The sequence below is a fragment of the Demequina pilifera genome (assembly GCF_048814985.1).
Taxonomy (GTDB): Bacteria; Actinomycetota; Actinomycetes; order Actinomycetales; family Demequinaceae; genus Demequina.
The window spans coordinates 265,373-289,171 of record NZ_JBMDTW010000001.1; the positions used below are offsets into that span (position 1 = coordinate 265,373).

The 23,799-nt window shown below is 70.8% G+C and carries 24 protein-coding genes; 12 read left to right on the top strand and 12 right to left on the bottom strand.

The features are described 5' to 3' along the window. Positions 1–162: 162 nt before the first annotated feature. Positions 163–1,002 (bottom strand): M15 family metallopeptidase, encoded by an 840-nt coding sequence (locus ACNI14_RS01195; RefSeq protein WP_420518100.1) that lies wholly within the window; start codon positions 1,000–1,002, stop codon positions 163–165. A gap of 217 nt (positions 1,003–1,219) precedes the next feature. On the opposite strand from ACNI14_RS01195, the gene ACNI14_RS01200 reads away from it, so the two are divergent. The 4 genes from ACNI14_RS01200 (at position 1,220) to ACNI14_RS01215 (ending at position 7,520) form a co-directional block, all read left to right on the top strand. Beyond that, entirely contained in the window at positions 1,220–2,122 is a 903-nt protein-coding gene (locus tag ACNI14_RS01200) for an ATP-binding cassette domain-containing protein (RefSeq protein ID WP_420518101.1), read from the top strand. Next, on the top strand, positions 2,119–2,913 hold the full coding sequence (locus ACNI14_RS01205) for an ABC transporter permease (RefSeq protein ID WP_420518102.1): 795 nt from the start codon (positions 2,119–2,121) through the stop codon (positions 2,911–2,913). The genes ACNI14_RS01200 and ACNI14_RS01205 overlap by 4 nt, the downstream gene beginning before the upstream one ends. Before the next feature lie 117 nt (positions 2,914–3,030). Continuing rightward, positions 3,031–6,915 carry a multifunctional oxoglutarate decarboxylase/oxoglutarate dehydrogenase thiamine pyrophosphate-binding subunit/dihydrolipoyllysine-residue succinyltransferase subunit gene (locus tag ACNI14_RS01210; protein WP_420518103.1) on the top strand — a complete coding sequence of 1,295 codons (3,885 nt, stop codon included), beginning with the start codon at positions 3,031–3,033 and terminating at the stop codon, positions 6,913–6,915. Further along, complete coding sequence (locus ACNI14_RS01215; RefSeq protein WP_420518104.1) at positions 6,912–7,520, top strand: GDSL-type esterase/lipase family protein; 609 nt, start codon at positions 6,912–6,914, stop codon at positions 7,518–7,520. The genes ACNI14_RS01210 and ACNI14_RS01215 overlap by 4 nt, the downstream gene beginning before the upstream one ends. A 133-nt stretch (positions 7,521–7,653) precedes the next feature. Here ACNI14_RS01215 and ACNI14_RS01220 read toward each other — a convergent pair whose 3' ends face one another. Further along, positions 7,654–8,742, bottom strand: coding sequence for a type IV pilus twitching motility protein PilT (locus ACNI14_RS01220; RefSeq protein ID WP_420518105.1), 1,089 nt, complete (start codon positions 8,740–8,742; stop codon positions 7,654–7,656). 128 nt (positions 8,743–8,870) lie between these two features. On the opposite strand from ACNI14_RS01220, the gene ACNI14_RS01225 reads away from it, so the two are divergent. Beyond that, positions 8,871–8,945, top strand: coding sequence for a 50S ribosomal protein bL37 (locus ACNI14_RS01225; RefSeq protein WP_371327667.1), 75 nt, complete (start codon positions 8,871–8,873; stop codon positions 8,943–8,945). A gap of 88 nt (positions 8,946–9,033) precedes the next feature. Here the strand turns inward: ACNI14_RS01225 and rsrA are convergent, their stop codons facing one another. Then, positions 9,034–9,270, bottom strand: coding sequence for a mycothiol system anti-sigma-R factor (rsrA, locus tag ACNI14_RS01230; RefSeq protein WP_420518106.1), 237 nt, complete (start codon positions 9,268–9,270; stop codon positions 9,034–9,036). Next, on the bottom strand, positions 9,251–9,937 hold the full coding sequence (locus ACNI14_RS01235; protein ID WP_420518107.1) for a sigma-70 family RNA polymerase sigma factor: 687 nt from the start codon (positions 9,935–9,937) through the stop codon (positions 9,251–9,253). The genes rsrA and ACNI14_RS01235 overlap by 20 nt, the downstream gene beginning before the upstream one ends. An 84-nt stretch (positions 9,938–10,021) precedes the next feature. Here ACNI14_RS01235 and ACNI14_RS01240 point away from each other — a divergent pair, with 84 nt between their 5' ends. The 4 genes from ACNI14_RS01240 (at position 10,022) to ACNI14_RS01255 (ending at position 13,728) form a co-directional block, all read left to right on the top strand. Continuing rightward, the gene (locus ACNI14_RS01240; protein ID WP_420518108.1) at positions 10,022–10,552 is read left to right on the top strand and encodes a hypothetical protein; all 531 of its coding nucleotides are present in this window, start codon (positions 10,022–10,024) and stop codon (positions 10,550–10,552) included. After that, on the top strand, positions 10,549–11,859 hold the full coding sequence (gene aroA, locus ACNI14_RS01245) for a 3-phosphoshikimate 1-carboxyvinyltransferase (RefSeq protein WP_420518109.1): 1,311 nt from the start codon (positions 10,549–10,551) through the stop codon (positions 11,857–11,859). The genes ACNI14_RS01240 and aroA overlap by 4 nt, the downstream gene beginning before the upstream one ends. After that, a complete protein-coding gene (gene rsgA / locus ACNI14_RS01250; protein ID WP_420518110.1) occupies positions 11,856–12,869 on the top strand; it encodes a ribosome small subunit-dependent GTPase A in 1,014 nt (337 codons plus the stop codon). The genes aroA and rsgA overlap by 4 nt, the downstream gene beginning before the upstream one ends. Before the next feature lie 70 nt (positions 12,870–12,939). Then, on the top strand, positions 12,940–13,728 hold the full coding sequence (locus ACNI14_RS01255) for an inositol monophosphatase family protein (RefSeq protein ID WP_420518111.1): 789 nt from the start codon (positions 12,940–12,942) through the stop codon (positions 13,726–13,728). Between the two features lie 6 nt (positions 13,729–13,734). Here the strand turns inward: ACNI14_RS01255 and ACNI14_RS01260 are convergent, their stop codons facing one another. The 3 genes from ACNI14_RS01260 to ACNI14_RS01270 are packed head-to-tail and all read right to left on the bottom strand — an operon-like array spanning position 13,735 to position 16,080. After that, positions 13,735–14,175, bottom strand: a complete 441-nt coding sequence (locus ACNI14_RS01260) for a DUF6912 family protein (RefSeq protein WP_420518113.1) — start codon at positions 14,173–14,175, stop codon at positions 13,735–13,737. A 4-nt stretch (positions 14,176–14,179) separates the two neighbouring features. Beyond that, on the bottom strand, positions 14,180–15,445 hold the full coding sequence (locus ACNI14_RS01265; protein ID WP_420518114.1) for a CpaE/TadZ family protein: 1,266 nt from the start codon (positions 15,443–15,445) through the stop codon (positions 14,180–14,182). Next, positions 15,445–16,080, bottom strand: coding sequence for an SAF domain-containing protein (locus ACNI14_RS01270; protein WP_420518116.1), 636 nt, complete (start codon positions 16,078–16,080; stop codon positions 15,445–15,447). Before ACNI14_RS01270 ends, ACNI14_RS01265 begins: the two co-directional genes overlap by 1 nt. 110 nt (positions 16,081–16,190) lie before the next feature. Here ACNI14_RS01270 and ACNI14_RS01275 point away from each other — a divergent pair, with 110 nt between their 5' ends. Beyond that, a complete protein-coding gene (locus tag ACNI14_RS01275; protein ID WP_420518117.1) occupies positions 16,191–16,412 on the top strand; it encodes a helix-turn-helix domain-containing protein in 222 nt (73 codons plus the stop codon). A gap of 41 nt (positions 16,413–16,453) precedes the next feature. Here the strand turns inward: ACNI14_RS01275 and ACNI14_RS01280 are convergent, their stop codons facing one another. Then, on the bottom strand, positions 16,454–16,972 hold the full coding sequence (locus ACNI14_RS01280; RefSeq protein WP_420518118.1) for a hypothetical protein: 519 nt from the start codon (positions 16,970–16,972) through the stop codon (positions 16,454–16,456). A gap of 122 nt (positions 16,973–17,094) precedes the next feature. Between ACNI14_RS01280 and ACNI14_RS01285 the strand changes: the two genes are divergently transcribed. Next, complete coding sequence (locus ACNI14_RS01285) at positions 17,095–17,943, top strand: LysM peptidoglycan-binding domain-containing protein (protein ID WP_420518119.1); 849 nt, start codon at positions 17,095–17,097, stop codon at positions 17,941–17,943. Further along, positions 17,940–18,362, top strand: a complete 423-nt coding sequence (locus ACNI14_RS01290) for an Rv3235 family protein (protein WP_420518120.1) — start codon at positions 17,940–17,942, stop codon at positions 18,360–18,362. Before ACNI14_RS01285 ends, ACNI14_RS01290 begins: the two co-directional genes overlap by 4 nt. A 3-nt stretch (positions 18,363–18,365) precedes the next feature. Here the strand turns inward: ACNI14_RS01290 and secA are convergent, their stop codons facing one another. From secA to ACNI14_RS01310, 4 genes are all read right to left on the bottom strand, one after another. Next, positions 18,366–21,185, bottom strand: coding sequence for a preprotein translocase subunit SecA (gene secA, locus ACNI14_RS01295; protein WP_420518421.1), 2,820 nt, complete (start codon positions 21,183–21,185; stop codon positions 18,366–18,368). Positions 21,186–21,255: 70 nt separating this feature from the next. Beyond that, on the bottom strand, positions 21,256–22,146 hold the full coding sequence (locus ACNI14_RS01300) for a DMT family transporter (protein WP_420518121.1): 891 nt from the start codon (positions 22,144–22,146) through the stop codon (positions 21,256–21,258). Positions 22,147–22,210: 64 nt separating this feature from the next. Continuing rightward, a complete protein-coding gene (gene hpf, locus ACNI14_RS01305; protein WP_420518122.1) occupies positions 22,211–22,909 on the bottom strand; it encodes a ribosome hibernation-promoting factor, HPF/YfiA family in 699 nt (232 codons plus the stop codon). A gap of 19 nt (positions 22,910–22,928) precedes the next feature. Next, positions 22,929–23,777 (bottom strand): ComF family protein, encoded by an 849-nt coding sequence (locus ACNI14_RS01310; protein WP_420518123.1) that lies wholly within the window; start codon positions 23,775–23,777, stop codon positions 22,929–22,931. Between the last annotated feature and the right edge of the window lie 22 nt (positions 23,778–23,799).

The window sequence follows — 23,799 nt, forward strand, 5'->3', positions numbered from 1 at the left end:
CTCCTCATGTCGCGCCTCGCCCCGCACGGGTGGTGGGGGCGTCGGCGAGCACGGCCGCGGCCCCGGTCGGGGCCGTCCCGTCACGCTCAGACTGCTACACCCGAACCGCGAGGGGGCGGCGACACGACGGATGCGCGCACAGCGGCGATCAGTGCGCGGCGGTCAGTCGGAGGAGCGGTAGGCGTCGGAGTTCGACCAGTAGGCCGACTCGTACACGCCGAGCTCGTCGGTGCCCGGCTCGTACTCGAAGTGCCACGGCTCCCACTTGCTGGACTTGGCCCAGCTGGGATTGACCCAGCCCCACAGCGCGCCGTTCTCCTCGAGCCACGCCTTGGGGGCGCCGCGAGCATCGGCGCTGCACAGGTCGATCGCGAGGCCCCATCCGTGGACGGAGGTGCCGGGGGTCGCGGCGAGGAAGCCGCGCGAGCGCTTGGTCGCGTACTGGCTCGACAGGGTGCGGTAGCCGTCGGACAGGCAGATGTCGCGCCCGAACTCCTGGGAGAACCGGTTGTTCAGTTCCGCGAAGGCCACCGCGGCGTCGTTGCGCAGCTGCTCTCCCTGGCCGACGTCGCACAGCGACTCGGCGGTGAGACGGCCGTTGTATCCCTCCCAGCCGTCGAGCGGGTCGCAGCCAGGAAGGTGCTGGCTGACCTCGAGCTCGAAAGCGGTGGCGAGGACGGCCGAGGCGTCCGCCGCAGGCAGGGGAAGCTCGGACTCGACCAGCTGAGGGCCGCCACCCAGCAGCGCGCGAGCGGTGGACGGGTTCTCCCCCGCGACCACGCCCGGGACGGACTCCACTGCTCCCGCGTAGGGCGTCAGCGTGCCCATGACGGGATACACGACCATCGCGAGCACGAACCCCGCCAGCACGCCGCTGCGGGTCAGGAGCTTGCGCCGGCGGTGGGTCTGGCGAATCTGGATCTCCTGGGTCTGCAGGATGCGCCGTTCCCGTCGGGAACTGCGCAGCGCTTGGGGCGCAGACGCACGCGCGCCAGTGCTCACAGGAGCCTCCCGTTGCCATCGGAATCGAACAGAGCGGCCGACGTCTGTGCGTCGGCCTGGGCTTGATTGTAACCAAACGGTAACGACGATGGCCACCCCCGTCGGTGTCTGGTTGGTCACCTTTGCCGGGGAACATGCCATTTTACGCGCCTCGATTCGCCCGCGCCGCGGCCGTGAGGCCGCTAGCATCGGGCTGTCGAAGTGAACCGGAGGACCCATGCAATCGCGGACCATCGAGGTCGAATCGCTGACCAAGCGCTACGGCGGGGTGACCGCCGTCGATGACCTGAGCTTCGTCGCGAAACCCGGCCGCGTGACCGGGTTCCTCGGCCCGAACGGGGCCGGCAAGTCGACCACGCTGCGGATCCTCGTCGGCCTCGTGTCCGCCACCTCCGGCGCCGCGCGAATCGGCGGCGAGGTCTACGCCGCTCAGCACCGGCCCGGCACCATCGTGGGCGCGCACTTCGAGGGCGCGTTCCACCCCGGCCGGACCGGCCTGCAGCACCTGCGCACGTACGCTCCGCTCGTGGAGGCGGACGACGCCCGCTGCCACGAGGCGCTCGCCGCCGTCGGCATGTCGGACGCCGCCGACCGCCGCGTGGGCGGGTATTCGTTGGGCATGCGCCAGCGGTTGGGCCTGGCGACCGCGCTGCTGGGCCGTCCCAGCGTGCTGGTGCTCGACGAGTCCGCCAACGGCCTGGATCCCGCGGGCATCAAGTGGCTGCGATCCTTCCTGCGCTCCTTCGCTGATTCGGGTGGGACGGTGCTGCTGAGCTCGCACCTGCTCAGCGAGGTGGAGCAGACGGTCGACGATGTGGTGATCATCGCCGGCGGCGCGCTGCGCCATCAATCCTCGCTCGACGGCCTCCGGGCGCTCGCCGCGCCCGGAGTGGTGCTCAGGAGCCCGAGGGCCGATGCGCTCGCCGACTTCGCGCGGAGCCGTTTCCCTGACAGCGCGACGGTCGAGCGCGACGGACAGATCCGCGTGCTGGGCTCGAGCGCCGCACAGGTGGGCGCCGCGGCGTTCGCCGACGGCCTGGAGGTCCACGGCCTCGAGGAGACCGGGGAGAGCCTCGAGGACGTGTTCCTGCGGCTCACCCAGACGGAGGTGGCCGCATGAGCGCCGCGATCGTCTCCGAGATCCGCAAGCTCCGGTCCACCCGGCTGTGGTGGATCCTGCTCCTCATCATGGCGGTCACGGTGGCCACCTTCGCCGGATCGCTGGCCTTCGCCATGACGTTCGGGATGGAGGGCGCGGACGGCCCCGCGCCCGACCAGCAGAGCGTCGCCATCACCATCTACACGATGGGAGTGTCGCTGGGCTACGTGTTCCCGCTCGTGCTCGGCGCGCTGGCCGTCACCTCCGAGTTCCGTCACCGCACCATCGACGCCACGCTGCTGCTCGACCCGAACAGGCTTCGCGTCATCGCCTCGAAGTTCATCGCGATCCTTCCCTTCGCGCTGCTGTACGGGCTCGTGTCGATGGCCTCCGGCGTGGCCGTCGGAGTGGGCGCGTTCGCGATCGCGGGCGAGCCCCTGCTGCTCGACGAGCCGGCGGTCTGGGAGGCGATCGGACTCGGCGTCGTGGCCATCGCGGCGTGGGCGCTGGTGGGCGTCGGGTTCGGCACCGCTCTCACCAACCAGGTGGTCGTGATCGTCGCGGTGCTGGGTTGGACCCAGTTCGTCGAGCCGATCCTGCGCATCGCGCTGGGGTTCGTGGAATCGCTCAGCGGCGTCGCGGCCTACCTGCCCGGGGCGGCGGGCGAGGCGCTCGTCGGAACGTCGTTCTACTCCGCCACCGGCGCCAGCGAACTGCTGGCACCGTGGGCCGGACTGCTCGTGCTGCTGGGGTACGCCGTGATCGCCGCGGTGATCGGCTGGCTCACCACGTTCCGCAAGGACATCACATAACGATTTGTCCAAGGAGCGGGAACGGTCCACCCCGCTTGAGCGTCTAGGCTGGAGTATTGAAGAACACAGACGTCCTCTTCAGACGCATTCGCGCCAAGAAAGTGAGCGGCCCCCGACGTGTCCACCGACACCAGCGCGACCGAGACTGACCGCACGTCAGTCACCCGAGATGCAGGCGCCCCCTCGGTCGCCTCGCTCATCCTCGGCAACGGCAACGGCGTCTCCGGCCCCGCCGCCGGAGACGCGACAGCCGGGTCCCCCGCGGCTGATCCGCCCTCCGCCGCCTCCGCGACGCACGCGGATTCCGCGCGATCGACCGCATCGGACGCCGGGACCGCGAGCCCGGGAGACGAGCCGGCGGCGCAGCCGCAGGCTCGCGCCGAACGGCCCGCACCGTCTCCCGGAGGCAACGAGGACGAGCCGGGCGCGTCCGCGCCCGCCCAGGCGGCGCAGCCCGAAGGCAAGAAGGCACCCGCCGCCAAGGACGAGAAGCCCGCACCCGCATCGGCCGCATCCCCGCCCGAGCCCCAGGCGCACGCCGACGTCGAGCAGGTCGCGACCCAGCCGATAGCGACCGCGGAGGCGCCCACTGCGGCGTATCTGCAGCGCCACGACCACAAGATGCTCGCGGCCAAGGACGTCAAGCATGGGCTCGAACGCCTGCGCGGCCCCGCGGCGCGCGTGGTGTCGAACATGGAGGCGAGCCTCGAGGTCCCCACCGCGACCTCGGTGCGCACCATTCCCGCGAAGCTGCTGATGGACAACCGGGTCGTGATCAACAACCACCTGGCGCGCACGCGCGGCGGCAAGGTGAGCTTTACTCACCTCATCGGATACGCGATCATCGAAGCGCTCGCCGAGCAGCCGGCCATGAACGTCTCGTTCGCCGAGGACGACGGCAAGCCCGCGATGCGCACCCCCGAGCACATCAACTTCGGCCTCGCGATCGACCTCGACAAGGGTGACGGCGTACGCCAGCTGCTCGTGCCGAACGTCAAGGGCGTCGACAGCATGGACTTCGCGAAGTTCTGGTCGGCGTACGAGGCCATCGTGCGCAAGGCGCGCACCGGCGCGCTGCAGGCGGACGACTTCCAAGGCACCACCATCACGCTGACCAACCCCGGCACGATCGGCACCGTCCACTCCGTGCCGCGGCTCATGCAGGGCCAGGGCGCGATCATCGGCGTGGGAGCGATGGACTACCCCGCCGAGTACCAGGGCGCCTCCGAGGAGACCGTCGCGCGACTCGGCGTCTCGAAGGTGCTGACGCTGACGTCCACCTACGACCACCGCGTGATCCAGGGCGCACAGTCCGGCGACTTCCTGTCGCTCGTGCACCGGAAGCTACTGGGGCTCGACGGGTTCTGGGACCGGGTGTTCGTGGCGCTGCGCGTCCCGTACGAGCCCGTGCGCTGGGTCCAGGACTCCGCGACGAACGACGATGCCGAGGCCGCGAAGCCCGCCCGCATCGCCGAGCTCATCCACTCCTATCGCTCGCGCGGCCACCTCATGGCGGACGTGGACCCGCTGAGCACTCGCCTGCGCAAGCACCCCGACCTCGACGTGCAGACCCACGGGCTCACGCTGTGGGACCTCGACCGCCACTACGCCACCGGCGGGTTCGGCGGCAAGAACCGCTGGAAGATGCGCGAGGTGCTGGGCCGCCTGCGCGACGCCTACTGCCGCACCGTGGGTGTGGAGTACATGCACATCGCGGACCGTGCGCAGCGCGCGTGGCTCCAGGAGCGGCTCGAGAAGGGCTACACCAAGCCCACCCGCGAGGAGCACCTGCGGATCCTCCGTCGCCTCAACGCGGCAGAGGCGTTCGAGGCCTTCCTGCAGACCAAGTACGTCGGTCAGAAGCGGTTCTCTCTCGAGGGCGGCGAGTCGCTGATCCCGCTCCTCGACGCGATGATGTCCTCCGCCGCCGTGTCCGGCATCCAGGAGGTGTGCATCGGGATGGCGCACCGCGGGCGCCTGAACGTGCTCGCCAACCTCGCGGGGAAGTCCTACTCGCAGATCTTCAGCGAGTTCGACGGCACCGCCATCCCCGGCTCGGTGCAGGGCTCCGGCGACGTGAAGTACCACCTCGGCACCGAGGGCGTCTTCACGGCCGAGACGGGCGAGACCACCAACGTCTACCTCGCGGCGAACCCCTCTCACCTCGAGGCCGTCAACCCGGTCCTCGAGGGGATCGTCCGCGCCAAGCTCGACCAGCTGGGCGCCGACCCCGCCACCGACGGCTATCCCGTGCTGCCCGTGCTCGTGCACGGCGACGCGGCGTTCTCCGGCCAGGGCGTGGTGATGGAGACCCTGAACATGGCGGGCCTGCGCGGCTTCACCACCGGGGGCACCGTCCACGTCATCATCAACAACCAGGTGGGCTTCACCACCGGTCCCGGCGACTCGCGCTCGACGCGCTACTGCACCGACATCGCCAAGGGCTTCCAGATCCCGATCTTCCACGTCAACGGCGACGACCCGGAGGCGTGCGTGCGCGCGGCGCGGCTCGCCTTCGAATACCGGGAGGCCTTCGGCCGCGACGTCATCATCGACATGGTCTGCTACCGCCGCCGCGGTCACAACGAGGGCGACGACCCGTCGATGACCCAGCCGCGCATGTACGACCTCATCGAGGCCAAGCGCTCGGTGCGCCACCTGTACACCGAGGCCCTGATCCGCCGCGGGGACATCACGACCGACGAGGCCGAGTCCGTCTCGCAGGACTATCTCTCTCAGCTCGAGAGGGTGTTCATCGAGACGCGCGAGGGCTTCAAGGGCACGGACAGCGAGTCGATCTCGGGGCTCGAGCTGCCGTCCTCCCAGTCGTCCGATGCGGGCGTCATGGTGGGCTGGCAGACGGCCGCGACGAAGGCTCAGATCGAGCGGATCGGCGCCGCCCACATGCGCCCGCCGCAGGGCTTCTCCGTCCACCCCAAGCTTGCCAAGCTGCTCGAGCGCCGCGAGGTGATGACGCGCGAGGGCGGCATCGACTGGGGGTACGGAGAGCTGCTCGCCTTCGGCGCGCTGCTCCAGGAGGGCGTGCCGGTGCGCCTGTCCGGCCAGGACTCGCGGCGCGGCACGTTCGTGCAGCGCCACGCGGTCTTCCACGACCGCGCGACCGGCGCCGAGTGGGCGCCGCTGCAGTACCTGAGCTCGAGCCAGGCCAAGCTGCACATCTACGATTCCTCGCTCAGCGAGTACGCGATCGTGGGCTTCGAGTACGGGTACTCCGTCGAGCGCCCCGATGCCCTCACCCTCTGGGAGGCCCAGTTCGGCGACTTCGTCAACGGCGCCCAGACGATCATCGACGAGTTCATCTCCTCGGCCGAGCAGAAGTGGGGCCAGTCCTCGTCCGTGGTGCTGCTGCTGCCGCACGGCTTCGAGGGCCAGGGCCCCGACCACTCCTCGGCCCGCCTCGAGCGGTTCCTGCAGCTGTGCGCGGAGAACAACATGATCACCGCGGTGCCGTCGACGCCCGCGAGCTACTTCCACCTGCTGCGACGCCAGGCCTACGACCGGCCCCGGCGTCCGCTCATCGTGATGACGCCCAAGTCGATGCTGCGCCTGCGTGCCGCGCAGTCGCCGGTGGAGGACTTCAGCACCGGTACCTTCCGGCCGGTCATCGGAGACACCATCGACCCCGAGGGCGTCGACCGCGTGCTGCTGTGCTCGGGCAAGGTCTACTACGACCTCGCCGCGAAGCGTGAGAAGACGGGCGACACGTCGACCGCGATCGTCCGGCTCGAGCAGCTGTACCCGCTTGATCAGGAGGGCATCGAGGAGGCCATCGCGCCCTACGGCGACGCCAAGCTCGTGTGGGTCCAGGAGGAGCCGCGCAACCAAGGGGCGTGGAGCTACCTGTCGATGACCCTTCCGCCGTTGATCGGGCGCACCGTGAAGGGCGTGACTCGCGCCGCGGCGGCCTCCCCCGCCTCCGGCCTCAGCTCGCGTCACCAGGAGGAGCAGGGCGACCTCGTGAACAGGGCATTCACGCGATGACCAACGTGTTCTTCGTCGGCGACGAACTCGTTGCCGGCCACGGGGACCCGAAGGCGCTGGGATGGGCTGGGCGAGTCGCCGCACGCACGCTGCCGCTGGCCCCGGAGCTGCGCTTTCACACGCTCGCGGTGCCGGGCGAGACCACGGGCGAGCTCACGAGCCGATGGGATGAGGAGGCGCTGCGGCGCGTCGGTCCCGACGGCGTCGCGGGTGCCACCAACTTCGTGCTGTTCGCGATCGGCCGCCACGACCTCGCGCGCGGGGTGTCGCCCACGATGACGCGACTGCACCTCGCCAACACGCTGGACCGCGCGTCGGCGCTCGGCTTCCGCACCATGATCGCCGGTCCCCCGCCGATCGCGGCCGAGGACCGTCGTTCCGTCGCAGAGTACTCGGCCCTGTGCGAGGAATCCGCCGCCCGCCGCGATGTGCCCTACATCGACATGTACGGGCCCCTCGCCCGTCACGATCAGTGGGCCACCGACATGGCCATGAGCGGTGGAGAGCTGCCGTTGCAGGCCGGCTACGGCCTCATGGCGTGGCTCGTGCTGCACTCGACGTGGCACGACTGGCTGGGAATCCCCTCACAGTCCCCCTCCGCCTGACCTCACCTGTCCGGCACTCATTGACGCCTGTGGCGGTTCCTGTCGCGCTGTCCGGCACTCATTGTCGGCGCCTGCCGGACAGGAGGCCGATGCGGCCCAGAGGGGTCAACCAGTGCCGGACAGGGGTGCGGGGTCAGGCGATCACGCCGGCGTTTCTGAGGCTCACCTGCAGGTCGTGCGGACGCGTCGCGATCGCCACGGCGTCGTCGAGCGACACCACGCGGTCCCGCACCAGCTCGAACAGGTGCTGATCGAAGGTCTGCATCTTGTAGTACTCGCCCTCGGCGATGAGGTCGGTGATGGGCGGCTGGCTGGCCGGCTCCACGATCGCCTCCGCGATCCGGCCGTGGTTGACCATGATCTCCGCGGCCAGGGTGCGGCCGCTGCCGTCCCCCTTGCGCACCAGTCGCTGCGACACGATGCCGCGCAGGGTCTGCGCCAGCGTGGCGCGCACCTGGCTCTGCTCGTGGGGAGTGAAGAAGTCGATGATGCGGTTGATCGTGTCCTGAGCGTCGACCGTGTGCAGGGTCGCGAGCACCAGGTGGCCGGTCTCCGCGGCGGACAGCGCGGCGCGTACCGTCTCGATGTCGCGCATCTCGCCCACCATGATGACGTCGGGGTCCTGACGCATCGCACCGCGCAGCGCGGCGGTGAAGTCGAGGGTGTCCGAGCGGATCTCCCGCTGCGAGATGATCGCCTTCTTGTCGCTGTGGAGGACCTCGATGGGGTCCTCGATGGTGATGATGTTGACCTCGCGATAGGTGTTGATGAGGTCGATCATCGACGCCAGCGTGGTCGTCTTTCCCGATCCGGTGGGGCCCGTCACCAGCACGAGTCCACGCGGCTCGAGAGCCAGGTCCGCGATCACGTTCGGCAGGCCCAGGTCCTCGAACGGCGTGGCGCCGACGGCGACGCGCCGGAACACCAGGCAGTCCGTGCCGCGCGCCACATACGCGTTGACGCGGAATCGGCCCACCCCTGACAGGGAGAACGCGAAGTCCGCCTCATGCGTGTCGCGGAACTGCGCGACCAGATCCTCGGGAAGGACCTGCGCGACCATGTTGCGTGTGTCCGCGGGCGTGAGCGGCGGCACCTGCAGCTTGCGGAGCCGGCCGTCCACCCGGACGCGGGGCGCGGATCCGACCTTGACGTGCAGATCCGAGCCGCCGGTGGACGCCAAGGCGTGCAGGAACGGGATGACGGATACAGGCTGGTCGCTCACGGCTACTCCATCGGCACAGGTCGGTGATGTCTTGAGAGAGGCTAGGTCCCCGATGCACCGTACGGAAGCGTGGTGTGGGAAGATAGATAGTCGATTTTCTTCAGTCCCGAAAAGAAAGGGGGATCCCGATGAGCAAGCGAGGCCGCAAGCGCAAGGCGCGCGCCAAGGGCGGAGCCAATCACGGCAAGCGTCCCAACGCCTGAGTGATCCCACCTGACACGAGGCCGCATCGGGAAGTCCCGGTGCGGCCTTTGTCGTGTCCGGACACGCGGTGCCCGGCCCGGTCGGGCGTCAGGCTCGCGTGGAGCGGATCGACGCGAGGATGCGCTCGCGCAGCTCCTCGGGGGCCGTGTCGCCCCCGCTGCGCGCCGTCAAGTTCTTGATCTTCTCTTTGATCTTGTGCTCCGCCTCACATGGCGGGCACGTCTTCAGATGGGCGCCGATGCGGCGGAGCTCATCATCAGAGAGTTCTTCGTCGATGTATTCGAACAGGCGGTCGAGCGCCTCCTCACACTCCCTTCCGGGCATGGCACACCTCCCCACTGTCCTCTTTAGGCGCCGCGCGTTTGTCGTAGATGCCGCGCTCGGCCGCGTACTCTTTCAGCTTCTCGCGAAGCAGCTTGCGACCCCGGTGCAGGCGGGACATCACCGTGCCCACCGGGGTGTCCATGATCTCCGCGATCTCCTTGTAGGCGAACCCCTCGACGTCCGAGAGGTAGACCGCCATCCGGAAGTCCTCCGACAGTTCGGCGAGGGCCCGCTTCACCTCGATGTCACCGATCTCGTCGAGCGCCTCGGTCTCCGCAGAGGCCAGGCCCGAGCTCGTGTGCTCGGCGGCTGCGGCAATCTGCCAGTCCTCGACCTGCTCGGCGTCGGACAGCTTGGGCTGACGCTGCTTCTTGCGGTACGTGTTGATGAAGGCGTTCGTCTGGATGCGGTACAGCCAGGCCTTGAGGTTCGTCCCCGGCGTGAACTTGTCCTGCGCGGCGAAGGCCTTGGCATACGTCTCCTGGACGAGGTCCTCGGCATCGGCACCGTGGCGCGTCATGCGCAGGGCAGCCGCGTACAACTGATCCATGTACGACAGCGCCTCGGTTTCGAAATCTAGCGCGGTCTTGCTCATGACGGGCGAGCCTACTCCAGCATGGACGCTGCCGGAAGCAGCGACGGGTTCGCGAAGCAGGGTGGAGGCCATGCAGGGCAGAACACGGAGGCGCCGAGGTCCATTCCCCGATCTCCCCCCTGCGCGTTCGGGGCGAACATTGGTAGCGTAGGGATCATGTTCCGAGTGCTAGCCAGGCCCCTGCTCGCCACGTGGTTCGTCTACGGCGGCGTTCAATCCGTCCTCGAGCCCCAGCGCAGAGCCGAACGCTCCGCACCCGTGCTCGAACCCGCCCTCAAGGAGGTCGGTCTCGACGACGTGAAGACCACCGATCTGGTCAAGTACCACGGCATGGCGACCATCGCCGCCGCGTCGGTGCTCGCGTTGTCCCGCACGCCCCGCACGGCCGGCCTCGTGCTGGCGGGCCTCACCGCAGCCACGGTCGCTGTCGGCCGCCCGTTCTGGCTCGAGACCGACGAGCAGCGCAAGGAGGAGCAGCTCGAGCTGTTCCTGAAGAACGTCTCGCTGCTCGGCGGCACCCTGCTCGCCGCGACCGTGGGCAAGAGCCCGCGCAAGGTCAAGAAGGCCAAGGCCAAGAAGGCCAAGGCTGCGAAGGTCAATGAGGCCAAGGCCGAGGCGGCGAAGTCCAAGATCAAGGCGAAGAAGAGCGCGATCAGCGCGGCAGCGGTCAAAGCCAAGAAGAAGTGAGCGTCGGCGAGGTCCTCCCGGTCGGCACCGGCCCAGGGGAGGCCTGGGCTGCTCCCGCCGCCCCGGCCCCACTCGACGCCACCGTCGAGGTCCCCGGGTCGAAGTCGCTGACGGCGAGATATCTGGTGCTTGCCGCATTGGCGGTGACCCCTGTGCGCATCCGCGGCGGGCTGCGCTCGCGCGACAGCGCGCTGATGATCGAGGCGCTGCGTCAGCTGGGGGTGACAGTCGACGACTCGGGTGACGAGTGGACGGTCACCCCGGCGCCCCTGCGCGGCGACACCCACATCTTCTGCGGACTCGCGGGCACCGTCATGCGATTCGTGCCGCCGATGGTGCTGCTGGCCGACGGCCCCGTGGTCTTCGACGGCGACGATGCGGCGCGGGTGCGGCCCATGGGGCCGCTGTTCGACGCGCTGCGCGCTCTCGGCGCCCACGTCGACGACGGCGACCGGGGCACGCTGCCGTGCACCGTCACACCGCCCGATGCGGTCGCCGGGGAGGTCGAGGTCGACGCCTCGACCTCGTCCCAGTTCGTGACGGCACTCCTGCTCGTCGCGCCTCGCCTCCCCCGCGGACTCACGATCCGCCACGTGGGAGCGCGGCTGCCGAGCCTTCCGCACATCGACATGACGTGCGACACGCTGCGAGAGGCGGGCGTGCAGGTCGACCAGCCCGATGCGACCACGTGGGTCGTGCATCCGGGACCGGTGAGGCTGCGCGACGTGCGAGTCGAACCCGACCTGTCCAACGCCGGCCCGTTCATGGCGGCCGCTCTGGTCGCCGGCGGCGAGGTGCGGATTCCTGGGTGGCCCGACACCACCACCCAGCCCGGCGCGCTGTACCCCGAGCTGCTCGCGCGCATGGGCGGCTCCTGCGCTCTCGAGGACGGCGTCATGACGGTGCGCGGCACCGGAGAGATCCGCGGCGTCGAGGCCGACCTGTCCCCCGCCGGGGAGATCACGCCGACCATCGCGGCCCTGTGCGCTCTCGCCGAGGGGCCGTCCCGCCTCACCGGCATCGGCCACCTTCGCGGCCATGAGACGGACCGCCTGGCGGCGATCCAGGACGAGGTCGCGCGGCTCGGCGGCGAATGCGAGGCCGGAGACGACTGGCTCGCCTTCTCAGGGCTTCCCGCGGACGGCCTGCGCCCCGCGGTCATCGAGTCCTACGAGGACCACCGGATGGCGACGTTCGGCGCGATCGTGGGACTCGCCGTGGACGGCACCAAGGTGCTGAACGTGGGCACGACCGCGAAGACCATGCCCGAGTTCCCCGCCATGTGGAAGGCGATGCTGCGTCCGTGAGGCGCGAGTACGACGAGTCCGATGCGCGCGTGCGGCCGGGCAGGCGCGGCTCCCGGCCACGATCGAAGAACCGTCCGGCTCACCTCGACGCGGTCCCTGGCACGGTCATCGGCGTCGACCGCGGCCGCCTCGCGGTCCACATGGACGACGGCGTCGCGCTCACCGCGGTGAAGGCGCGCGAACTGGGCCGGCGCGGGCTGGTCGTGGGCGACCGCGTGGGCGTAGTGGGCGACACCAGCGGCCGCGACGGGTCGCTGGCGCGGATCGTGCGCCGCCAGCCCCGCGCCACCGAGCTGCGCCGCACCGCCGACGACACGGACCCCACCGAGCGCGTGGTGGTCGCCAACGCGGAGCAGCTGGCCATCGTCACCTCGCTCGCGGATCCCGAGCCGAATCCGCGCATGATCGACCGCTGCCTGGTGGCGGCCTTCGACGCGGGGATGGACGCGCTGCTCGTCCTCACCAAGGGCGACCTGGCGTCGGCCGATGCGCTGCGGGCCTCCTACGACCCCCTGGGCGTCGCGCTGCTCACCACGACGATGCGCACGGAGGGCGAGGAGCGCACCTTCACCGGCCTCGACGAGCTCCGCGACCGACTCGGGGGCCGCTCCACGGTGCTCGTGGGCTACTCAGGGGTCGGCAAGTCCACGCTCGTGAATGCGATCGTGCCCGAGGCGCATCGCACCACCGGCATCGTCAACGACGTCACGGGCCGCGGTCGGCACACGTCGACCTCCGCCATCGCGTTCGACCTGCCGGGCGGCGGTCGGATCATCGACACCCCCGGGATTCGGTCGTTCGGCCTTGCCCACGTCAATCCCGATCACTTCATCGCCGCGTTCCCCGACGTGGCCGAGGCGGCCGCCCAGGGCTGCCCCCGCGGCTGCACGCACGAGTCCGCCGAGGCCGGCTGCGCTCTCGACGAATGGGCGTCCACCCCCGATCAGCGCGCGCGCGTCGTGTCGATCCGGCGCCTGCTCGCCTCGCGCGCGGAGGCCGACGCGTGGTGAGCGCGCCGTCGTGACTGCGCCGCACCGCTGGTCGGCACTCGCGCCGCGTCCGTCCGACTAGCCTGGTCGCATGCAGCCCGCCGGACCCTACGCCGCCGACCTCACTCTTGCGATGGCCATCGCCGACGAGGTCGACTCGCTCACCCTCCCCGCGTCGACCGGCCGCCTCGAGGTCGAGCTCAAGGCGGACGACTCCCCCGTGACCGCGTTCGACCGCGAGGCGGAGCGGATCATCCGCGCTCGCGTCGCGAGCGAACGACCGGCCGATGCGTTCGTGGGCGAGGAGTACGCGCCCACCTCGGGCGGCGCGCGGCAGTGGGTGGTCGACCCCATCGACGGCACCAAGAACTTCGTGCGCGGGGTGCCCGTGTGGGCGACGCTCATCGCCCTCCTGGACGACGGCGTGCCGGTCATGGGCGTGGTGAGCGCACCCGCGCTCGGACGCCGGTGGTTCGCCGCCGCCGGGGACGGCGCCTGGCGGGGGACGGATCTGGAAGGCGCCGAGCGCATCGGCGTCTCGCAGGTGGACGGCCTCGCCGATGCGAGCCTGTCCTATTCGTCGCTGTCGGGCTGGGAGGAGCGGGGGCTGCTGCCCGCGTTCCTGGGTCTCGCCGGCGACGTCTGGCGCACGCGTGCCTACGGCGACTTCTGGAGCTACATGATGGTCGCCGAGGGCGTCGTGGATGCGGCGATGGAGCCCGAACTGGAGCTCTACGACATGGCGGCGCTGGTGCCGATCGTGACGGAGGCGGGCGGGCGATTCACGTCGTTGGACGGCGAACCGGGCCCGTTCGGCGGCGACGCGCTGGCCACGAACGGGCTGCTCCACGCAGAGGTGCTGAGCAGGCTGCACGCCTGAGGCCGCTCAGGGCGCGGTGAGCTCGCTGATCTCGCTCACGTCGTACCAGAGCAGGTCGCGCTCCTCGAGCCGTTCGAGAGCATCGCGATCCCCCTGCGCCGCCGCCTGGCCGTCCACCTCGGCCTCGGGCTCGTCGACGAAGGCGCACGCGACGGCATCCGCCCGCACGCGTCCCGTCAGCATGACGGCGGCGGGGTGCTCCCCCACGACCTGCTCGACGTCGGCCCGCGGATAGTCGACCACCACGACGGCGCGACGGGAGGCGCCGAGCTCGAGCACCGCATCGGCCGCGGCGGCGTCGCGCACCTGCTCGGCGAGGAGTTCGTCGTCGTCGGACGCGGCGATGTCGAGCACCGTAGGCGTGAGCGCGTAGCCGGTGCGCGGCTCCCACGTGCCGGACAGGCACTGACCCAGGAGATCGACGGTGATGGGCACGTAGACGCGCATGTGCTCAGTCTCCCACTCCCGCGGCCACCGCGCGCGGAGGCCGCGGCGCGTCGACCGCATCGGCCGGCTCGTGCAGGCGTGCGGCGAGCGCGGCGATCGCGCGCCTGGCCCGCGAGCGGGGTGTGCGCTCGGCGAGCAGCTGGCCGGACAGGGCCGCCGCATCACACGCTCGCGGGTCCCACGGCACGGTCCACGTGTGCGGCACCTGTGCGAAGCGCAGCAGCGCGTCCGCCACCGCCTCTTCGGGTCGCACTCCCGCGACCTCGGCCCGGACCCTGTTGACCACCACGACCGGCTCGCCACCGACCCTCTCGCGCAGGGCGGCGAGGCCGTGCACCAGGCGCTGGATGCCCAGGGGCTCAGCCGTGCCGACGGCCACCACCGTGTGGGCGGCGCCGAGGGCACTGAGCGTCGCGCCATTGCGCTGCGGTGCGCGAGTGTCGTACACGAGGTCCTCGTCGGTCTCGAGACCGAAGCCGCAGTCGACCACGGTCACCGCGGCGGTCGAGCGGGCGGCCCTCCACACCTCGTCGAGCGCTGCCGCGGGGAGCTCAGTCCACCGCTCGGGCCGCGTGATCCCCGTGAGCACGCGCAGCCGCGGCGCCACCTCGAGCGCATATCGGTCGATCAGCCCGGCGTCGAGTGCCCCGTGCTGGGCGGCCCTCGCCACGGCGGCGAGTCCCGGCGCCTCGTCCATGAGCCCACACGCCTGAGCGACGGCCCCGCCGTAGGTATCGGCATCCATGAGGAGGGTCTCGGCTCCGGCGAGCGCCACCTCACCGGCAAGATTGGCGGCGATCGTGGTCCGTCCCGGCGCGCCCGTCGGCCCCCACACCGCGATCACCCTCCCGTGGTGAGCCGGCTCGGACCCGGGTTGGCCCGCTCCCCGCGGTGCGGGCGCGGCGGATCCTCGGGTGCCCAGTCCCGTCAGCGCGCGCTGCGCTGCCGCCGCGATCGCGGCGTCCCCGGCGCTGGGAGCCACGACCTCGCGGATGCCGATCAGACCGAGCTGCTCCGCGGCCTCCGGCGTCGTGGGCACGCCCAGGACGGCGACCCCGATCCGCGCCAGGTCCGCCAGCACCGAACGCGTGAGGTGCGGCTGGTCCGAGACCACCACCAACGTGCCCACCCCTGCGTCGGCCGCGGCCGTGGCCTCCGCCAGATCCGCGCATCGACGCACGACCCGCAGACCCGGCGCGCCGTCGATCGCCTGCGCGACGCGCGCCTCGACCGGCCCCGCCACGGCGATGATCACGCCGGGCGCCGCCATCACCGCCCCCCGGCGATGCCGACGACAGACACGTCCCCGTCCGTCGCGAGCGCCTCGAGGAAGTCGCCGAGGGCATCTCGAGGCACCACCACATAGACCGTCTCGCTGCGTCCCGCGGCGAAGGCGCCGTCGTCGGTCGCCACGTCCGCGACCACGAGACCCTCGCCCACGAGGGTGCTGTCGGGCCTGCCGGTGCCATCCGGCGCGGTGACCCATACGTCCACCATGGATCCGGATCGCACGTCAGCAGCCACCGGCGACGTGGTGACGACCGCCACGGGTCGCCCGTCGAAGGCGTCCGGGTCCGCGAGCGCGGCGGCCGGCACCAGCTCCCCCTGCTCGACGACCCTGGTGACGACCCGGCCCCAGGGCTCATCGTCCGAGGCCCCCTCGGCGGCGATGTAGGCGCCGGTGCCGACCCGCACCCGGGCGATGGCCAGGTCGTCGGCATCGAGCACGGTCCCGGGCGTCAGGGTCTCGCGGGCGACGTAGTGCGCCATGGTGCGATCCGCGGCCTCGACGATCCCGGCGACTCCCACGATCGACACCGCCATCAGCAGCAGGCCGATCAGCAGGCGCGGGTCCTTCCAGCCCGGGCGGCGCAGTCGCCCCGCGACCGGTGCCTGTGCGTCCATGCTTCCCCCCTGGTACACGGCTACGGGGCTAGCCTGCCGCGAACGGCGGCATCCCACAAGGCCCTGTGGACAAGCGCTGGCGCGGTCCTCCGGCGTGCCAGAATGTCGGCATGAGCCCGCGATTCCTGAAGATCGAGGACGTCCAGGAGATCCTCAACGTGTCCTCGCAGCAGGCCTACGCGCTGGTGCGATCGGGCGATCTGCCGGCCATCCAGGTGGGCGGGCGCGGGATCTGGCGCATCGAGGCGAGCGAGTTGGAGGCGTACATCGAACGCCAGTATGCGGCGGCCCGCGACAAGGCGGGGCAGTCCCGCTCCTCCGCGGAATCGTGACAAGACTCCGCTGAGCCCCCGACACCGCTAGGCCGACACCGCTAGGCCGACACCACCTCGAGGATCGCTGCGAACGGCACCGACACGCGCCGCCTGTCAGCGACGTCGGTCGCCACGTCCATGTGGTCCGCCAGCACGGCCGCGATCACGCCGTGCACCTCGCCCCCAGTGGTACGCACCCGCACCCGCGCGCGGTCCCGGCTGAGGGCGCGCAGCGCGTGCGACAGCCCCAGGCGTCGCTCCACCTCCGTGATGTGATGGGCGGAGCCGGTGAGCCCCCTCACGACGGCCACCGCATGCATCGGCACCAAGTGCTCGCGCGCCGTGGCATCGACGACCAGCAGCCAACCGCGCGCCGTGTCCTCCACGACTCCAGTGACGCTCTCGCCGTCCGCGAGCTCCAAGGCCAGCGAGGATCCCCGCGCAGCGGCGATGCGCGACGGCAGGTCGATCGCCGCGCGCTCTCCGCGCGTGCGCTCCGACACCTCCGTCCGCCACTGCTCGTCCCGTGCCGAGCCGAGCTGCCCCTCCAGGTCGCTGAACAGCGCTTCCCACCGCATGAGCACACGCTACGGCGTGGACGCCGTCCACAGCCAGAGCCACTCTCGACTGGACGAGCGAACGGCACCGTTGTATACCTAGCGTTATCAAAAAGCATCAAATGACTTCTAAGGAGATGAAGATGCCGATCGTTCGGGACGCGACCAGCACCCAGCCACGGGGAGAGCGCACGGCCAGAGCGGCGCGGCGGGCGGCAGCCTGGTCGACCGTCCTCGCCATGCCGCCCCTCGCGCTCGCTTTCGCGCACGTCACCTGGGAGGCCGGTCTCCTCCTTGCACATGACATCGAAGGCGCGCCGACGGTCGCGCTCTCGACCGTGACCATGGCGGACCTGCTCACCGTCGCCGCGGGAGCGGGAGGGACCGCGGCGGCCGCGTACTTGAGCCTCGCGTCGCTGCTGGTGTTCGCCACGCCCCGTGGGTCCCGCGCCAGGTCTGCGGCGATGCGACTGATGCCGGCGACGTGGCGCCGCATCGTGAGCGTCGCCGCGAGCGGCGCCCTGGCCACGGCCCTCGCGGTGCCGGCGACGGCGGCCCCGGACAGCTCCGACGCGGGCTGGGTGCCCCAGCCGATTGCGCCCGGCGAGGCGATCACTCGGCCGCTCCTGGCACCCATCCTGCCCGCGCCCGAACCGCAACGGCCCGCACACACCCCCGCACCCCCTCGCGACGAGCCCACGCGGTCCGCCGCGGCGCACCCCACCCATACCGCTGGCGAGGGCGCGGCCGGCGACGAGCAGGACGCCGGCGACGAGACCACCTACACGGTCATGGCCGGCGACTCGCTATGGACGATCGCCGCCGACGCTCTCGAAGGTGGGCTCGGTGACGGAGAATCGTCGCAAGACGACGCCAAGACAGCGGCGGCGTGGCCCGACCTGTTCGACGCGAACCGCGAGACCATCGGCGACGACCCCGCGCTGATCCATCCGGGTCAGGAGCTCGTGCTTCCCGAGCGGTGGACGCGATGACCGCCGCGGGCCACTCGAGCCCCGTGAACGGACTCCCGGCGACGGAGGCGGACCCTCCTGCCCCACTGCGTGCGCGCCGACGCTCCCGGAAGGTGCTCGGGGACCCGACGCCTCTCGCTTGCACCGTCGCGAAGGCCGCGATGGAGGCGCTGCTGGGCGGGGCGGCTCTCGACCCCTACGCGCGCTGGATAGAACCTGGAGTGTTCGGACAGCTCGCCCGCCAGCGCTCTCTCGCGCGGCGAGCGGGGCTGTCGGGCGGCACCGCCGTCGGGGTGCGGCGCGCCCGCGTCTTCCGAGTGTCGCGCGACGCCGCGGAGGTCTCCGTCGTCGTGGACGACGGAGAGCACTGCCGCGCGATCGCCATGCGCCTGGAGGACGTGACGGGCCGGTGGCTCGTCACCGAGATGCACGTGGGGTGAGGCTCAGTCCTCGTTCTTCCCGTGGCACATCTTGTACTTTTTGCCTGACCCGCACGGGCACTGAGCGTTCTTGGGGGTGCCCGGGAACGTGGCGCCGTCGTCGGAGGGCTTTCCGGCCGCCTTCGGCTCCGACTTCTTCACCGCGCCGGAGCCGTCGTCCGACGGACCCGAGTACGTCAGCGCGCCCATGTTGGACTGCATCATCGCGCCGGGGGTCGCCGACCTGCTGCCCGCGCGGGGCTGGCCGGTCTGGCTGCCTGCCGCCTGGGCGCCGGCGGCCGCCTGCGCTGCGCTCGGCGCCGCCGCGGCGGTCGCCGCTGCCGAGTCGCTGGTGACCTCTCCCGCGGCGGGCTCCTTCTGGCGCTTCTCGACCCGGTACAGCACCTGCAGCGACTGCTCCTTGATCGAGTCGGTCATGGCCTCGAACAGCTGGTAGCCCTCGCGCTGGTACTCGGTGAGCGGGTCGCGCTGGCCCATCGAGCGCAGCCCGATGCCCTCCTTGAGGTAGTCCATCTCGTACAGGTGCTCGCGCCACTTGGCGTCCAGCACCTGCATGACGACCTGGCGCTCGACCGTGCGCGTGAGGTCGGCGCCCAGGCGCTCCTCGACGGCTTCGTACTGCACCTTGGCATCGGCGACGAGCTCGCGCTGGAGGAACGCGGTCGTGAGCAGCGCGGTCCCGCCAGCCTCGTCCGTGAGCTCCTCCGCCGTCACCGACACGGGGTAGACGGTGCGCAGATCCTTCCACAGGGCCTCGAGGTCCCAGTCGTCGGGGCTGCCCACGAGCGTCGCGGAGCGGACGTACGCGCTCACCACGTCCTCGATAAAGGCCATCACCTGGTCGCGGAAGTTCTCGCCGTCGAGCACCCGGCGGCGCTCCGCGTAGATGACGCTGCGCTGCGAGCTCATGACGTCGTCGTACTTGAGGATGTTCTTGCGAATCTCGGCGTTGCGGCCCTCGAGCTGCGCCTGGGCCGAGCGCACGCCGCGCGTCAGCACCTTGGACTCGATCGGCATGTCGTCAGGCAGCGCCGAGGAGTTCATCATCGTCGCGGCGAGTCCCGACTGGAACATCCGCATGAGGTCGTCCTCGAGCGACAGGTAGAACCTGGACTCGCCCGGGTCGCCCTGGCGCCCGGAGCGGCCGCGCAGCTGGTTGTCGATGCGCCTGGACTCGTGGCGCTCGGTGCCGAGCACGTACAGTCCGCCGGCGGCGAGAACCTGCTCGTGCTCGGTCGCGACGGCGCCCTGCGCCTGCTCGAACACGCCGTCCCACACCCGCTCGTACTCCTCGGGCTGCTCCTGCGGGTCGAGGCCGCGCTGGGTCATCTCCTGGACCGCCCGGAACTCCGGGTTGCCGCCCAGCATGATGTCGGTGCCGCGGCCCGCCATGTTGGTGGCGACGGTGACGGCGCCCTTGCGGCCGGCCTCGGCGACCACAGCCGCCTCGCGCTCGTGCTGCTTGGCGTTCAGCACCTCGTGCTGGATGCCGTGCTTGCGCAGCTCCGCGCTCAGGCGCTCCGACTTCTCGACGGACACCGTGCCGACCAGCACCGGCTGGCCCTTCTCGTGGCGCTCGAGGATGTCCTCGATCACGGCATCGAACTTCGCCTGCTCGGTCTTGTACAGCAGGTCCGCCTTGTCCTCGCGGATCATCGGCATGTTGGTGGGGATCGGCACCACGCCCATGCCGTACGTCGCGTTGAGCTCGGAGGCCTCGGTCTGGGCCGTACCGGTCATGCCGGCGAGCTTGTCGTACTGGCGGAAGTAGTTCTGCAGCGTGATCGACGCGTACGTCTGGTTCTCCGCCTTGACCTCGACGCCCTCCTTCGCCTCGATGGCCTGGTGCAGGCCCTCGGAGTAGCGACGGCCCCGCAGCAGTCGGCCCGTGTGCTCGTCGACGATGTCGACCTCGCCGTTCTGCACGACGTAGTCGCGGTCGCGGCGGAACAGCTCCTTGGCCTTCACGGCGTTGTTGAGGAAGCCGATCAGCGGGGTGTTCGCGGGGTCGTAGAGGTTCTCGATGCCCAGCGCCTTCTCGACCTTGTCGATGCCCGGCTCGAGCATGCCGACGGCCTTCTTCTTCTCTTCGACCTCGTAGTCCTCGTCGATCACCAGCGACTTCGCGATGCGCGTGAACTCCGTGTACCACTTCAGGTTGTCGCCCTGCGAGGGCCCGGAGATGATCAGCGGCGTGCGCGCCTCATCGATGAGGATCGAGTCGACCTCATCGACGATCGCGTAGTGATAGCCGCGGTGCACCAGCTGACCCGGGTCGAGGGCCATGTTGTCGCGCAGGTGATCGAAGCCGAACTCGTTGTTGGTGCCGTACGTGATGTCCGCCGCGTACTGCTCCTTGCGCTCCTGCGGCGACATGCCAGACATGATGCAGCCGGTCTCCATGCCGAGGAACCGGAACACCCGACCCATGAGCTCCGACTGGTAGCTCGCCAGGTAGTCGTTCACGGTGACGATGTGCACGCCGTCGCCAGTGAGGGCGTTGAGGTAGGCCGGGAGCGTGGCGACGAGGGTCTTGCCCTCACCGGTCTTCATCTCAGCGATGTCGCCGAAGTGCAGGGCGCCGCCGCCCATGATCTGCACGTCGAAGTGGCGCAGGCCGAGCGTGCGGCGCGAGGCCTCGCGGACCGCCGCGAACGCCTCGGGCATGATCGAGTCGAGGCTCTCGCCTCCCTCGTACCGGGTGCGGAACTCGTCAGTGAGCGCCCTCAGCTCGTCGTCCGACAACTCCTGGTAGGAGTCCTCCATGGCGTTCGTCAGGGTGACGATCCTGCCGAGACGTCGCAGCACGCGGCCCTCGCCCATGCGGACGATGCGATCGAGAATTGACACGTAGCTCTCCTAGCAGTTCGGATCCGTCAACCATCGTAGGCGGTCAGTGGAGGCTTGCCGGTTCGTCTCGCTGAGGGCGCAACAGCACGACGGCCGATGCGAGGGCGGCTCCTCCGAGCACGCCCCAGGGGCCCAGGCGTTCGGCGAATACCAGGGCTGCGAGGGCGGCGGCCACGAGCGGCTCGAGCAGCGCGACGACGGTCGCGACGAACGGCGGCACGGTCTCGAGCCCCGACAGGTACGCGAGGTACGCGAGCGCGGTGGAACCCACGCCGAGCGCCACGGCGTAGCTCCAGGGAATGATGCCGGCCGGGACCGCCCATCCCAGCACCGCCGTCACCGGCACCAGCATCAGCCCACCCGCGCTGAACGCGAGAGCAGTGAGCCGCGCCGCGCCGAGCCCGCGCACGGGCGCGCGGTTCACGACGGTCACGCCCGCGAAGACCACCCCCGTGGCGATCGCCAGGCCCACACCCTCGAGCGCACGGTCACCCGCGTCCAGCGAGGATCCGAGCAGCGCCACGAGCCCCGCGAGCGCGACCAGCAGCGCGATGACCCGCCGGGTCACCGGGCGATCTCCACGGCGCCACCAGTCCCACATCACGACCCATGCCGGCGCCGATCCGATCGCGACCAGGGTTGCGAGCCCCACTCCCGCGAGCGCGATGCTGGAGAAGTAGAGCACCTCGAACGCCGCGACGAGGGCGCCGGTCGCGAGGATGCGACGCAGCATCGGTCGAGTCAGCGAGGCGGGGTTCAGCGACCCCGTCGCCGCAAGCCACAGCGTCAGCGCTCCGCCAGCGATGACCATGCGCCACATGGCGACCGCGGCGGCCGAAACGGCGCCGTCGTCGGCGAGCAGTGCTCCCAGGACGCCGCCCGTGCCCCACAGCGTGGCGGCAGCGACGACGCTGAGGAAGTGGCGGGGGCGCACGCTCGGAGACTACCGGGAAGGTCCCGGGCCGCCGAGCGGTGCGCCAGCGACTCTCAGTCGCCCGTCAGGCGCTCTCGCGCTCCGCGTCGTCCGTCTTCTCCTCGATGCGGATCACGCCGTACGTCCACCCGCGCCGGCGGTAGACCGCGGAGGCCAGGCCGGAGTCGGAGTCCAGGAAGAGGTAGAAGTCGTGACCGACGAGTTCCATCTGATCGATGGCCTCGGAGACCGTCATGGGGGTCGCGCTGTGCGTCTTGGAGCGGATCACGATCGGGGTGCCGTCGATCGGCACCTCGACGGTCGACCCCTCGGGCGCTCCCTCCCATGTCTCGACGCTCTCGACACGGTCACCGTCCTGAGAGTCGGAGTCCTGCGGCGCGCCGTGCTCGGTGGTCGTGCCCGCCTTCTCGGCGGCGGCCATCTCCTGCGCGACCACGGCGTGAAGCGAGGGCTTGCCCTTGTGTCGATTGGCGCGGCGCTCGTGCTGGCGCCGCAGCTGCTCGACGATGCGCGCGGTCGCCTGGTCGAGCGCCACGAGACGGTCGTCGGCGGCGGCCTCCGCCCGGATCACGCCATGGTCGTGGAGGGTGATCTCCACGCGCTCGCGCTCTCCTGACAGTCGCGGGTTCCGCTCGTGCACCACGTTGATCTCCGCACGCGTCGCCCGCGGAGCGAGCGACTCGACCTTCTCCATCTTCTCGAAGATCTTCTCGCGCGTGTCTTCGGAGACCTTCGTGTGGCGTCCGACGATCGCAATGTCCATGGTGCAGCTCCTTCGTGTCTCAGCGTGTGCGGCCATGCGGCCGAGCAATGGTGACGGCGGCGCCTTCTGCGCCTGCGGCATCACCTCCCGGGGCATCGAAGGTGTCGACGTGAACGTCGTCTGAACTCCACCCTAGCCGTCCGGGACCGTGGGCGCGAGCATTCCCCGCGGCCGCGGCCGCGAGCGCGCCGATCACCACCGCGCCGGCGTCCTCGAGCGCCTGCGCGCATGCGGCGAGCGTCGCGCCGGTGGTCACCACATCGTCCACGAGCACGACCGGACCCGTCACCCGCCTGCGGACCCGCACCGACCCGCGGGCCCCCCGCCACCGGGCCCGCGCGGACCGACCCCGCGACTCCGCTCCGCCGATCCGCAGTGCGCTCGTCACCGCCGCGTCGATGCCGGCCTCACGCAGCCCCACCGCGGCGCCCCGAGCGAGCAGTGCGGGCAGGTCCACACCGCGGCGACGGGTGCTGGCCGCACGCGCGGGGGCGGGCACGACCGTGATCGCGGCCGGCCCAGTCGCGCTGGACGACGGCGGCAGCACCTGCGGTGCGATGCGGCGGGCCGACAGCCGCACGGCACCTGCGAGCCACCGGTCGAGGTCTCGTCGTGACCCGTCCTTCCATGCGCGCACCACGGACTCCGCGGAGCCGTCGAGCGCGGCGACCGCCCACACGGGCAGCGGCGCACGCCCCTCGACGTCGAGCCGCGGGGCGCCGGACTCGACCCGCACCGGCCACTCCCACCACTGCGCCGCACACTCGGCGCAGAGCCGCACATCCACCTCGCCGCAGCCGGCGCACTCGACTGGCACGACAAGCCTCGCGAGATCGGAGGCCATGGTGCGCAGCACGTCCCACGTCATGACCTCGAGAATCGCCGCCGGG

Excerpts from the sequence above, each read along its gene's own strand:
- ACNI14_RS01200 (WP_420518101.1), top strand. The coding sequence starts at position 1,220 with ATGCAATCGCGGACCATCGAGGTCGAATCGCTGACCAAGCGCTACGGC.
- ACNI14_RS01205 (WP_420518102.1), top strand. The coding sequence starts at position 2,119 with ATGAGCGCCGCGATCGTCTCCGAGATCCGCAAGCTCCGGTCCACCCGG.
- ACNI14_RS01215 (WP_420518104.1), top strand. The coding sequence starts at position 6,912 with ATGACCAACGTGTTCTTCGTCGGCGACGAACTCGTTGCCGGCCACGGG.
- rsrA (WP_420518106.1), bottom strand. The coding sequence starts at position 9,270 with ATGCCCGGAAGGGAGTGTGAGGAGGCGCTCGACCGCCTGTTCGAATAC.
- ACNI14_RS01235 (WP_420518107.1), bottom strand. The coding sequence starts at position 9,937 with ATGGCCTCCACCCTGCTTCGCGAACCCGTCGCTGCTTCCGGCAGCGTC.
- ACNI14_RS01240 (WP_420518108.1), top strand. The coding sequence starts at position 10,022 with ATGTTCCGAGTGCTAGCCAGGCCCCTGCTCGCCACGTGGTTCGTCTAC.
- ACNI14_RS01255 (WP_420518111.1), top strand. The coding sequence starts at position 12,940 with ATGCAGCCCGCCGGACCCTACGCCGCCGACCTCACTCTTGCGATGGCC.
- ACNI14_RS01260 (WP_420518113.1), bottom strand. The coding sequence starts at position 14,175 with ATGCGCGTCTACGTGCCCATCACCGTCGATCTCCTGGGTCAGTGCCTG.
- ACNI14_RS01265 (WP_420518114.1), bottom strand. The coding sequence starts at position 15,445 with ATGGCGGCGCCCGGCGTGATCATCGCCGTGGCGGGGCCGGTCGAGGCG.
- ACNI14_RS01270 (WP_420518116.1), bottom strand. The coding sequence starts at position 16,080 with ATGGACGCACAGGCACCGGTCGCGGGGCGACTGCGCCGCCCGGGCTGG.
- ACNI14_RS01275 (WP_420518117.1), top strand. The coding sequence starts at position 16,191 with ATGAGCCCGCGATTCCTGAAGATCGAGGACGTCCAGGAGATCCTCAAC.
- ACNI14_RS01280 (WP_420518118.1), bottom strand. The coding sequence starts at position 16,972 with ATGCGGTGGGAAGCGCTGTTCAGCGACCTGGAGGGGCAGCTCGGCTCG.
- ACNI14_RS01285 (WP_420518119.1), top strand. The coding sequence starts at position 17,095 with ATGCCGATCGTTCGGGACGCGACCAGCACCCAGCCACGGGGAGAGCGC.
- ACNI14_RS01290 (WP_420518120.1), top strand. The coding sequence starts at position 17,940 with ATGACCGCCGCGGGCCACTCGAGCCCCGTGAACGGACTCCCGGCGACG.
- secA (WP_420518421.1), bottom strand. The coding sequence starts at position 21,185 with ATGGGCGAGGGCCGCGTGCTGCGACGTCTCGGCAGGATCGTCACCCTG.
- hpf (WP_420518122.1), bottom strand. The coding sequence starts at position 22,909 with ATGGACATTGCGATCGTCGGACGCCACACGAAGGTCTCCGAAGACACG.
- ACNI14_RS01310 (WP_420518123.1), bottom strand. The coding sequence starts at position 23,777 with ATGACGTGGGACGTGCTGCGCACCATGGCCTCCGATCTCGCGAGGCTT.